7 protein-coding genes are annotated in these 11,827 nt (G+C 44.6%); 1 reads left to right on the forward strand and 6 read right to left on the reverse strand.

Going from position 1 to position 11,827, the window contains the following annotated elements; all coding sequences use genetic code 11:
• Positions 1-16: 16 nt before the first annotated feature.
• From K6V21_RS01975 to K6V21_RS02000, 6 genes are all read right to left on the reverse strand, one after another.
• Positions 17-3,220 carry a SusC/RagA family TonB-linked outer membrane protein gene (locus tag K6V21_RS01975; RefSeq protein WP_410490258.1) on the reverse strand — a complete coding sequence of 1,068 codons (3,204 nt, stop codon included), beginning with the start codon at positions 3,218-3,220 and terminating at the stop codon, positions 17-19.
• 163 nt (positions 3,221-3,383) lie between these two features.
• A complete protein-coding gene (locus K6V21_RS01980) occupies positions 3,384-4,367 on the reverse strand; it encodes a glycoside hydrolase family 5 protein (protein WP_217713754.1) in 984 nt (327 codons plus the stop codon).
• Between the two features lies 1 nt (position 4,368).
• A complete protein-coding gene (locus K6V21_RS01985) occupies positions 4,369-5,655 on the reverse strand; it encodes a glycoside hydrolase 5 family protein (RefSeq protein ID WP_224320693.1) in 1,287 nt (428 codons plus the stop codon).
• Between the two features lie 26 nt (positions 5,656-5,681).
• Positions 5,682-6,965, reverse strand: a complete 1,284-nt coding sequence (locus K6V21_RS01990; RefSeq protein WP_224320694.1) for an acetylxylan esterase — start codon at positions 6,963-6,965, stop codon at positions 5,682-5,684.
• 71 nt (positions 6,966-7,036) lie between these two features.
• Positions 7,037-7,924, reverse strand: a complete 888-nt coding sequence (locus K6V21_RS01995; RefSeq protein WP_007211754.1) for a helix-turn-helix domain-containing protein — start codon at positions 7,922-7,924, stop codon at positions 7,037-7,039.
• 179 nt (positions 7,925-8,103) lie between these two features.
• Positions 8,104-10,404 (reverse strand): glycoside hydrolase family 3 N-terminal domain-containing protein, encoded by a 2,301-nt coding sequence (locus tag K6V21_RS02000; protein ID WP_224320695.1) that lies wholly within the window; start codon positions 10,402-10,404, stop codon positions 8,104-8,106.
• A 295-nt stretch (positions 10,405-10,699) separates the two neighbouring features.
• Here K6V21_RS02000 and K6V21_RS02005 point away from each other — a divergent pair, with 295 nt between their 5' ends.
• Complete coding sequence (locus K6V21_RS02005) at positions 10,700-11,707, forward strand: aldo/keto reductase (RefSeq protein ID WP_217713759.1); 1,008 nt, start codon at positions 10,700-10,702, stop codon at positions 11,705-11,707.
• The last annotated feature ends 120 nt before the right edge of the window (positions 11,708-11,827 follow it).

Genomic DNA, 11,827 nt, shown 5'->3' on the forward strand with positions numbered 1-11,827 from the left:
TATTCTATTTAAACGGTTAAAAAGAGAGATTCAAACCAAAGGAATAAGTAGTAGGTGAAGGATAACGTCCAAAGTCCACACCATATACATTCGGAGACATTGTACTGACACCTATCTCGGGGTCATAGCCGTCATAGCCTGTAATGGTCAGCAGATTCTGAATGTTACAGTAAACACGCAGATTCTCTATACCGCACTTGCTCATCCACTTTTTAGGGAAGGTATAACCCAACGAAATATTCTTCAGACGAATGTAAGAACCGTCTTCCACATAACGGTCACTGATACGGTCGTTATCGTTAGGATCACCGATAATAGCACGCGGTAAAGAAGCATTCGGATTGGCTACACGTACATTCTCCACATGATTGTACCACTTCGTACCGTCGGTATATACAATAGAGGGATCAATCGGTTCCAGTTGGGCACGTTTCAAAACATCAGCATGCTGATTGGCCCAAGGAGAACTCATGGTAGTCAGATTGCGTTTAGTAAGATTCATCACTTTATTGCCATAACTTCCGTTGATAAAAATACTCAGGTCAAAGCCTTTATAGCGGAACGTATTGTTCCACCCGAATGTGAACTTAGGCATGGGTGAACCGATATTGGTACGGTCATTCTCGTTTATCACACCATCACCATTCAGGTCTTTGTATTTAATATCACCCACATATACAGTATTAGCACCATCAAACACTCCATTCGCCGGATATTTCACAGGTTTGGGTGAAGTTTGCAAATCGGCAAGATCCTGATAAATACCATCTGTCACATATCCATAAAAAGAGTAGAGACTTTCGCCTGTATCAGAAAGGCTTACCAATGTACTTCCCCATTGCGCATACCCCATAATGGCCGAACTGGCTGTACCGTTCAAGGCTATCAACTTATTCTTATTCCAAGAGATCTGGAATTCCGAGTCCCACTGGAAATTGCCAACCAACGGGTGAGTATTCAGCGTCAACTCTAATCCGGTATTACGGATGTGTCCGTAGTTACCCATCGGTGCTCGCAGTTTAGAGTTATCATTGCCCGAGGTACCCATGTAAGTAGGCATCTGCAAATCCATCAGCATATCCTTGGATTCCTTTTGATACCAATCGAGAGTTACATTAATTCTATCATTGAGGAAACCGAGGTCAAGTCCCAGATTTATCTGTTCTTGTTTCTCCCATTTCACATCCAGATTAGGAATATTCTGCGGACGGTAACCAGCTCCAAGCGAGGTATACACCTGTTGCATATTCACACCCCACACATAAGAATTAATACTGGAATTACCAGTCTGCCCCCAACCGGCACGGAATTTACCATTGCTGATCCATTTGATATTCTTCATGAACTTCTCGTTAGTAAAGCGCCAGGACAGAGCGAAAGAGTGAAATCCTGCCCAACGATTGTTCGGGCCGAAGTTTGAGGAACCGTCGTAACGGTAAGTATAGGTAGCATTGTAACGGTTGTCATAGCTATAAGTCCAGCGAGTAAAGAACGAAGCCATAGAACTACTGCCAAAACCAGCACCAATGGTTGGGGTATTAGTACCTAACATCGGATTATGTACAGCGTCGGAAGGCAGATTGGAGTTAGCGACTTTAGTATAGTCATATTTACTTTCCCAGCATTCCTGACCTACCATTGCACTTACAGAATGCTTCTCAGCAAACGTGTTATTATAAGTCACGTAGTTCTTCAACTGCCAGAAAGTATTGTTATTTTTCTGAATACTACTTTCATTAGCTTCTTTCCAGTTAGGCAAGTCTATGGCGTTGTTATACACTTCTGCCTTACTGTAACCAATATCATAACCTAGTTCCGCATGCCATGTCAAATTCTTGACTGGTGTCAGTTCTGCGTAAATATTACCTGAAAGCTTCTTACGATTCAACATATTGTTGTGCTCCATAGCCTTGGCAATAGGGTTATGAATGCTGTAATTCTCGCGGGCAAAAGAGGCATAGTTTCCATCAATGTCATAAATAGGAGCCTCAGGTAAAGAAGTCAGAGCGAAACCGACAATACCTTCGGCACCATCAGCCAACTTTATGTCATCATTCGAATCGGCAAACGTAGCACTCAACCCCAATTTCAGCCATTTCTTCAACTGCGCATCTAAATTTACACGTAGAGACAAACGATTGAAGTCAGAACCGATGATAGTACCTTCCTGATCCATATAACCGGCCGATACATAGTACTGGATTTTCTCCGTACCACCTTGTGCCGACACTTGATGTTGCTGTTGGAAAGCTGTCTGGAAAATGGCATCCTGCCAGTTGGTACCTACGCCTAACAAAGAAACATCACTATAATAAGGATCTTCTTTCACGCCCCCGAAGCCTGAAGCCACAAAATCATTATAATACCCTCCAAAACCCCGGAGATTGAGCATATCCAAACGTTTGGTTTGACGACTTACAGCCATCATACCATCGTAAGAGAACTTGGCTTCACCGGCTCTACCTCTCTTAGTAGTAATCAGAACCACACCGTTCGCACCTTGTGCACCATAGATAGCTGTAGCAGAAGCATCTTTCAGAATCTCCATACTTAAGATGTCAGCGGGGTTAATGGTTGACAATGGGGAAATAGTGGACGTAGTACCATTGTCCAGCGCATCACCAAAGCCTAAAGAAGAACCGCTTGTACTTCCGCCTTGCACAATCACGCCATCTATCACATAAAGCGGTTCGGCATTAGAATTGATGGTGGCCTGTCCGCGTACACGGATAGAGGAAGCTGAACCCGGGGCACCCGAAGTCTGCACCGCCGTCACACCGGCTGCACGTCCCTGCAAAGACTGGTCAAGATTCGTAATAATCGAGCCTTTAATTTTATCTTCGCCCATAGATACCGACGCACCTGAAAGGTCACTCTTTTTCATTGTACCATAGCCTACAACGACCACTTCATCCAGAAGTTCCGAGTCTTCTTTCATTACCACATTCACAACTTTTAGTCCCGGCTTCAAGGTAATTTCCTGCTGCTTATATCCGATACAGGAAATTACCAGCACGTCTTTGCCGGTCGGAACACTCACACTAAATTTCCCATTTACGTCCGCTATAGAACCGGTACCGGTTCCTTTTACCAGGACATTGGCGCCAATCAGAGGGGAACCATCCGTACCGTCAGTAATTGTACCGGTAACTGTGGTTGGTTGGGCCATCACATGACAGCTCAGGAAGAGCGTCATCAGAAACAACATAAAGTTCTTCATACTATAATTATTAGATTTAATATGTCACAAATCTTTCACGACAAAGGTAGATGATATCAGTAACGCAAACAAGTACAATTTTATCTGGAACTAATACTATATTTACAAAATAACAGTATCAGTCCCATACCTTTGCTCTAATGTCTGAATTGATTATATGATTCTATTTTTTCTGTAGTTCATCGCGTACTATCTGCCCCCATTCTTTCACATCCTGATCAGCCCAATCGCCATCAGAAGAAGCTGAGGGGAGAAGCATCGAGCAAGTCTCATTCTTATCCGAAACAGACCACGCTACCCAACTTATGGAACGTTGCTGCATCCAGTCCAGCCAGTTTTGCCACTCTTCTTTATTTACTGCACCGTCGCCACTGGCCTCCATACCGGCACATTCGGATATGAATATTGGAAGCCCTTTGCTCAAAGCATAGTCCGTACGGTCACGCAACCATTGTCCGTGAGTATTGGCATAAAAGTGAACAGTATACATTATATTATTATAGCCGGTAATAGGATTATCTGCCGCCAGGTGAATATCCTGATCCCAATGCGGACAACCTACCAGAATAACAGCCTCCGGTTCTATGGCACGGATGGTTTTGATAATTTCGACAGAGTATGCCTTCACTTGTTCCCAACTATCTTCCACCGGTTCATTAAACACTTCATAAATCACATTAGGGACACCCTTATAACGAGTTGCCATTTGTGCAAAGAATTCCTTGGCTTCTTCCTGACGCAGATTATGGCTATGCCAGTCAATGATTGCATAAACATTATTTTCAATAGCCGCATCCACTACTGTCGTGACACACTTAATGCCAAACTCCGGCTTGTACACATAGCAGGCACTATCCAAGTCCACTCCCATAGAAGCTCGAAGCACCTCCGCCCCCCAATCTCCTGAAAGATAAGCTACGGTAGAAGCATTATAGAAACGAGGCCAAAACTGATGCCACCCATAACTAACACCTTTCAGTACAACCGTATCGCCCTGTTCATTCATCAATTGCGTACCAGTCACACACAGACGGGGCAACTGCTTTGCAGCACCTTCCTGATTTGCTTTTTTAGACGCACCTGCCCCACACCCAAACATTGCGGTCAGCAGACAAACGGCCAACAAACTTTTCCAGATATTCATCATATTATTTCAATTTTGCATTTTCAGTTTTTATAATCTCAACAGTAGTATCCGTTGCGAAAACAGAATTCAACCCCTGCTCTTCCTGAGCCGGATCTCCGGTGTAATCATCTCCCTTTTCCCAATAGATATGGTCGGGATTCTGTTCAGCAAAACCACCCCATGCCCAAAAGTTACATCCGGCAAAAAGTCCGCCGTTCTCCCGGTCCTGACGAATCAAATCAAATACATATTGATAATACTCATCACGAACTTCTGTCGAAGTGCTTTTAGAAAAACGAAAACCATCACGAGGGAAGCCAAATTCTTCAAGTACCACAGGCTTCTTATATTTCTGCGCAACCACCATGTGATCATTAATATATTTCTTCGTATTCTCCTTAGCTCGCGGAAGAAGTTCTTTCAAACTATCAGCTTTTACCCATCCCCAGTTATAAGGCCAAATATGGATATTCAGATAGTCAATATTCGGATCTGCATGCACTCTTTCATATAATGCAATGTCCCCCTCACATCCCGCAGCACCTTCACTTCCCGAAGAAACCATGTGATTGGAATCAAGTGACTTAATAAGAGCGGCAACATCCGCCATCCATTTAACGAAAGGCTCCTTGTTTTCATCGGAAAAAGCGCGAGGCTCATTGCCTATCTGCCAGGACATAAGCGTTGGATCATCCACATATTTTATCTGATTATACCTATTTGTTCTTGTGACGATGTCTTTGACATAATTGACAAACAACACCTTCGCGCTATCCGATTGCTGAAATTGTTTCACGTACTCCATATAGGCAGGCCAGCCGTCTATTGCAGGCACTACAGCCTTACCGTGTCCCGACCATTGCAGATATACAGAATAACCACCACTCCACTCCCAGGAGTTATTCAAATAAAGTACGGCGGTCATATCCCGTTTGCGCAATTCATTCATGAAGTAATCCAATCCGGCTAAAATAGTATCATTATACACACCGGGAGCTACTTGCAGAGAAGGTTGCACACGGGTTTTCACACCATTTTCACCGTCCGCACCTACCAATACACGCAAATTATTAATACCGATACTTTTCAGAAAATCCAATTCTTTATGCAGGCGTTCACGATCGCCTCCTTCACCTTCAGAACCAAGAATGGCACCGTACCAGAAATTGGTACCTACATAATAATAGGGTTTTCCATTACGGATGAACTGTCCGTTCGCATTCACATGAACGAATGAGCTTTCAACAGGTTTAGGAGTACATGCACCCAAAAAGGATAAAAGAAGAGTCAATAAGAATAAGTGTCTCATATTATCAGGTTTTAGTAACAATTTTATCATTTCCCTATTCCCAACTGTTTCCACAGCCATGCCAGCCATTCGTCCCATTGTTCCTGATACCAATAATGACCTGTTTCAAGATATGGATGGAGTTCTTTGGGAGAAGTCACCACATTATAAGCGGCATACATGGAAGTCGGCGGACAAACATCATCATTATATCCCCAACTGAACCAACCGGGTACTGTAAGACAACGGGCAAAGTTCGCCGTATCATAATAACGCACCACTTCCAGTTCTTTAGCATCGGGAGCACCATAATAATAGAAATAATGCGGCCAGCCACAAGCACGTTTCTTCATAAAGGCTTCATGGTCGCACAGTGCCGGATGAACGGCAGCAAAGAAAGTGACGCGCGGATCAAGGGCCGCCGTCATCACAGAAAGTGCCCCACCCTGGCTGGAGCCTGTCACACCAAGTGCCTGCCCGTTATATTGCGGCAATTCACAGATGAAATCAACCGCACGTAAAGCACCGATAACCACCCGGTGATAATAGAAATTCCTCAAATCATTCCGGCAGAAAGTCCAGTAACCATTCAATGCACCATTCATCAGATTATCATAAAAAGATTGCTCCATAGTAACGGGAATACCATGGATGCCAACTTCCAATGTGATTGCACCTTGTTCCGCTGTATAAACATCTCCGGCATACGGACGTATACCTGCACCGGGCACACGCAACAGAGCCGGATACTTACCTTCTTTTTTCGGTACACAAAGGATACCGTAGAAACGGGAACCCCAACGATCTGTTTGAAAGCTGACATGATAGACATTGACTGTCGCAGTACATCGCTCGGGAAGCAGAGTCATCAAGGGTTGAAGCGATGTCCGGCGGGCGCCTTCCAGCTCTTTCGCCCAAAATTCACGAAAATCCGCGGGAAACTCCGTAATAGGCTGCAATTGTTCGGGAGCATAAGCAGCGGTCGCCAATCCTTCGTATTTACGATCACCTACGTGTGCCGTCACTTTACAACGCAGGAATCCGGATGTCTTCATCGTCCCTTGCAACTTTAATTCACCATTCTTCAGCAATACACCTTTCTTGACTTCGGTAGGATACATCTCCGGCCCCAGCTCATAATCCACCGTCACATTCTGCAAAAGATTCTGAGCTTTCAGCACTCTCACGGTAAATGTACATTTGTCATTCAAACGATAATTCCAATCGGTATGATCAGGAGAAACCATTACACGGATTTCATTACCGCGTATCTGCGCTGTTGCAGCAAGCATACACAACAGACATCCAAAAAGAAGTGATATTTTTCTCATGGTAGAAAACTAAGATTTGTTCGTTGTTGCAAATGTACGTGGTTTCGAAGAATAATAATGATACAATATTATCATATCACAATCTTCTTCTTCCTATAGTTTTCCCTGAACTCCTTCGGTGAACAATCTTTTTTACGTTTAAACATCCGGTTGAAGTTGGACAGATTATTGAAGCCGCAATCATAGCAGATTTCGGCAATGGTATGCGCCGAGTCCACCAGCAGGCGTGTAGCAAACCCCAGGCGAATATCTATAATATAGTCGGAAAGCGTCTTCCCTGTACGTAAACGGAAGAAACGGCTGAACGAAACCGGTGTCATGCCCACCATATCCGCCAGAGTATTCAAACGGATGTCTTCCTGATAATGATCGGCAATATATTTCTGTACCTTCTGCACCCGGCGGCTGTCAGAGAACGTCTCGATCTTAGCAAAGGAAGAACTGGACAGCACCTTTGCATCATCATACAAAGACAATTCATAAAGAATGCGCAGAAAATGCATCACTGCATAGAATCCCTGTTCTTCGGAAGCCAGTTTATCCAGCCAGTTATACACCTTCATGATGGCTTGCATGGGGAAACTAATGCCGCATTGCGCCTTTTCCAGCATACGTCGGATGCTGTCGAACTGGTTCTTATTCATGAAGTTCTTGAAAAACAGGTCGGATGAGAACTGAATCGTGATTTCCCGTATCTCCTTCGAAGTACATTCGTGTTGCTCCCACACATGCTCCAGTTCTTTGCCGGTGATCAGTACCAGATCATAGTCACTGATCACCTCGGCAGAGTCTCCCACTACCCGGCGGACACCGGCTGCATGTTCCGTAAAGTTTAGTTCGAATTCGGCATGACAGTGGATAGGATAAGTAAACTCCGTCTTGCGACGGTCGGCGATATAAAAACAATCGCGGTCGGACAAGGGAGTAATCTCCCTCATAATGTAGTTTGAGTTTTCCATATTGATTGGTTAAAATAGTATCATGTCACAAAAATAACCATTCTTTTTAATCCCGAATGGTAGAATTTGTTTTATTATGGGGTAAGATTTGTTATAAAAGAAAGAAAGGTTATACCTAACCATCGGAAAGATATAACCTTAAAAGAAAAAAGCAATAACTGTATTTTATTTCTCCTATTTTATTTCACAAAGAAAGAATCTTTCAGCAGATCTTTATCATCAGAAGATGCACCTACCATCACGATAAACTCACCCGGTTCTACAATCTTCTTCATCTTTTTATCATAGAAAGCCAGTTTATCGGGAGTGATCTTAAAGTTCACGACCTGACTTTCGCCGGCTTTCAGCGATACGCGGGCAAAGTCTTTCAGTTCCTTCACCGGACGGGTGACGCTACTGAATTTATCACGGATATACAGTTGCACGATCTCCACTCCATCACGGTCGCCCGTATTCGTAACTTTTACACTCACATCCACCGTGCCGTCCTTAGTGATTTCTTTCTGTGCCAATTTCAGGTCATCATATTTATATGTAGTATAAGAAAGACCGTGACCGAACGGATAGAGCGGAGTGCTTGGCTTGCCTGCCGCATAAGGATGGAAGTATTGTGACGGCTTATGGTTGTATATCATCTGCAACTGACCTACGCTATGAGGGATTGTTATAGCCAACTTGGCTGACGGATTCACCTTACCATACAGAATTTCGGCTACTGCCTGCCCTCCGTACATCCCCGGTGCCCATGCTTCTACGATAGCGGGAAGATTTTCGGCCGCCCACTGCACACCGAGAGGACGTCCGTTCACCAAAATAAGAATAGTCGGCTTACCGGAAGCGGCCACTTTCTCTATCAACTCGTTCTGCAAACCTACCAGGTCGAGATCCGACCGGTCGGTATCTTCACCGTCCGTACGGTCGTTCCAACGGAAGCGCATCATATATTCGCCTGCCACTACGATATTGAGATCAGCACTCTTGGCACGTACAGCAGCTTCAGCCACTTTCTTCGGATCCATGTTGCGAGGGTCCCAACCTTGGTCTACAAAATCAAACTGAGTATCGGGAGCAATCATCTTCAGACCTTCCAGGATGGTAGTTACGTTTTCATCTTTCTCAGGAGCACTCCAGTCACCCAAGATATTCTGGTCGTCGGCATTGATACCGGTCACCAGGATCTTCTTATATCTGGAAGCGTCCAGAGGAAGTACACCGTCATTCTTCAATAATACAATGCCATTGCGGGCAGACTCAAGAGCCGTTGCACGATGTTCATCACAAAGGCGCACTTTCATGGTTTCGGCCTCATCGGCATAAGGTTGTTCGAAAAGACCGAGACGGAATTTGATATCCAGTATGCGGCGTACAGATTCGTCAATACGGGATTCGGGGATACGTCCTTCCTTCACCAACTCCACTACCATCTCATTCCAGTGGATACCATGCATATGCATGTCCATACCTCCCATAATAGACTGATAAAAAGCTTCCTTCAGATTTTCGGCAGTAGCATGCAGGTCATGAATATGTTCAATGTCCATCCAGTCGCTGACTACGAATCCGGGGAAGTTCCATTCACCACGTAGAATATCATGCATCAGCCACTCATTGCTATGACAAGGGATACCATTCAGTTCATTGTGGGCAGTCATCAGGGACATGGCTCCCGCCTTCACTCCTGCCTCAAAGGGAGGAAAGAAAACTTCACGAAGTGTACGCTCTGACAAATCAGTGGGAGAACCGTTTGTTCCGTTGATGGGTTCACTGCCACCGACAAAATGCTTGATACAAGCCAGTACATCTTCGTTGCCATTCAAATTGCCTTGATAACCTTTCACGGACTGTACGCCCAGCAAAGTAACCAGATAAGGATCTTCACCATACGTTTCGCCAACACGTCCCCAACGGGCATCACGGGCTACTTCCACATTCGGATTAAACGTCCAGTGCATGTTCATGGCACGCATTTCCTTTGCAGTCTGCCGGGCTATCTTATAAGCCATCAGCGTATCAAAGGAACAGGCAAGGTTGATGTTGGTGGGGTATACCGTATTATCCGGCGCATTAGCATTGCCATGAATGGCATCGATACCGAATATAATAGGTATCTGTAAGCGGCTCTTCATTGCGAGAGATTGCAAATAGTTGGCTTCTTCAATGGTCAATACGTGCAGAAAAGAGCCGATCAGGCCTTCTTCCGTCCACTTCTCTATATCTTTCTCCGTAAAACCTGGATAGAAAGCATTTGCGGTATTATTCTTCAATTCTTCTTCGGTCATCACGGCACTGTTTGCCTTGATATGTTCCACACCGACGAACTGGTTCATCTGACCTACTTTCTCCTCCAGAGTCATTCTTTTCAAAAGATCTTCTACCCTGTCCTTTACGGGTGCGGTAGAGTCTTTATACACTTCCTTCTGGCTTCCGCCGCAGGAACACAAACAAGCTCCGATTGCCATAGTTGCGATTATTTTCTTCATTATTATAGGGTTATGAATCAGTTACGAGCTACAAGCTACAAGTAGCTGCGCTATGTTCCGAAAGGCACTTGTAGCTTGTAGCCTGTAGCTCGTAACTTCATTCCTTTCTGTACTGTTACACCGCAAAGATAGTGCTCTCCATGAATTTCCGGCAACAGTTTCTTATCCAATTGTAGTACAATTTGTTTCAAATCGAGGTATCAGTTGTATTCCTCATACTTTTGATGAACAAAACAAGTCTTTTCCGGAAGAAATGTATACTTTTGTATCCGAACAATCTCTTAAACCCAATAACATGATAAACCCCATTTACTCTCCCGACAGCAACCGGTATGACAATGGTATGAAGTACCGCCGGTGCGGACGAAGCGGCATCCTGCTGCCCGAAATATCCTTAGGCTTATGGCACAACTTCGGCGACGTAAACACGCTGGCCAATTCCCAGGCGATGGCACATTATGCTTTCGACCAAGGCATCACCCATTTCGACCTTGCCAACAACTACGGCCCATCCTACGGTTCTGCCGAAGAAACCTTCGGAATGATTATGAAGAAATCGTTCATGCCCTACCGGGACGAACTGTTCATTTCAACCAAAGCCGGTCATGACATGTGGCCCGGCCCATACGGTGAATGGGGGTCCAGAAAGTATCTGATGAACAGCCTCAACCAAAGTCTGAAACGGATGAATCTGGACTATGTAGACATCTTCTACTCGCACCGCTATGATCCGGAAACTCCATTGGAAGAAACACTGCAAGCTCTTGTTGACATTGTCCGACAAGGCAAAGCCTTATACGTGGGTATCTCCAAATATCCGAAAGAAGCTGCCGAATTTGCTTACCGCTATCTGGAAGAGAGAGATGTGCATTGCTTGCTTTATCAAGGAAGATATAATATGTTCAACCGGGAACCGGAAGAAGAAGGTATTCTGCAACAGGCCAAAGAAAACGGAACAGGTTTCATCGCCTTCTCACCGTTGGCACAAGGACTGCTGACGAACCGTTATCTGAAAGGTATTCCCGAAGACTCACGCATCGCCAAAGGCGGTTTCCTGAAAAAAGAAGCATTGACTGACGAGACACTGAAGAAGATAAAAGCCCTAAACGAAATTGCCACACAACGCGGACAAACTCTTGCTGAGATGGCTCTGGCATGGTTACTGAAAGATGATATGATTACTTCAGTCATTATCGGAGCAAGCTCTGTAGCACAGTTAAATGACAATCTGCAAAGTATCAAAAATACGAAATTCACGGCAGAAGAATTAGAAAAGATCAATCAGATAGATAGTCTGAAATAAACTGATAACAAGGACTTGTTTTATCGTCTGCAGGCAGGTAAATCGGTTCCTTTTAAGAGTAACGAGCGTTTCCACGAAAGGGAACGCTCGTTTCCATTAAGGGAAACTCCAGTTCCCATT

It is taken from the genome of Bacteroides cellulosilyticus, assembly GCF_020091405.1.
GTDB lineage: Bacteria > Bacteroidota > Bacteroidia > Bacteroidales > Bacteroidaceae > Bacteroides.

Excerpts from the sequence above, each read along its gene's own strand:
- K6V21_RS01975 (WP_410490258.1), bottom strand. The coding sequence starts at position 3,220 with ATGAAGAACTTTATGTTGTTTCTGATGACGCTCTTCCTGAGCTGTCAT.
- K6V21_RS01980 (WP_217713754.1), bottom strand. The coding sequence starts at position 4,367 with ATGATGAATATCTGGAAAAGTTTGTTGGCCGTTTGTCTGCTGACCGCA.
- K6V21_RS01985 (WP_224320693.1), bottom strand. The coding sequence starts at position 5,655 with ATGAGACACTTATTCTTATTGACTCTTCTTTTATCCTTTTTGGGTGCA.
- K6V21_RS01990 (WP_224320694.1), bottom strand. The coding sequence starts at position 6,965 with ATGAGAAAAATATCACTTCTTTTTGGATGTCTGTTGTGTATGCTTGCT.
- K6V21_RS01995 (WP_007211754.1), bottom strand. The coding sequence starts at position 7,924 with ATGGAAAACTCAAACTACATTATGAGGGAGATTACTCCCTTGTCCGAC.
- K6V21_RS02000 (WP_224320695.1), bottom strand. The coding sequence starts at position 10,404 with ATGAAGAAAATAATCGCAACTATGGCAATCGGAGCTTGTTTGTGTTCC.
- K6V21_RS02005 (WP_217713759.1), top strand. The coding sequence starts at position 10,700 with ATGATAAACCCCATTTACTCTCCCGACAGCAACCGGTATGACAATGGT.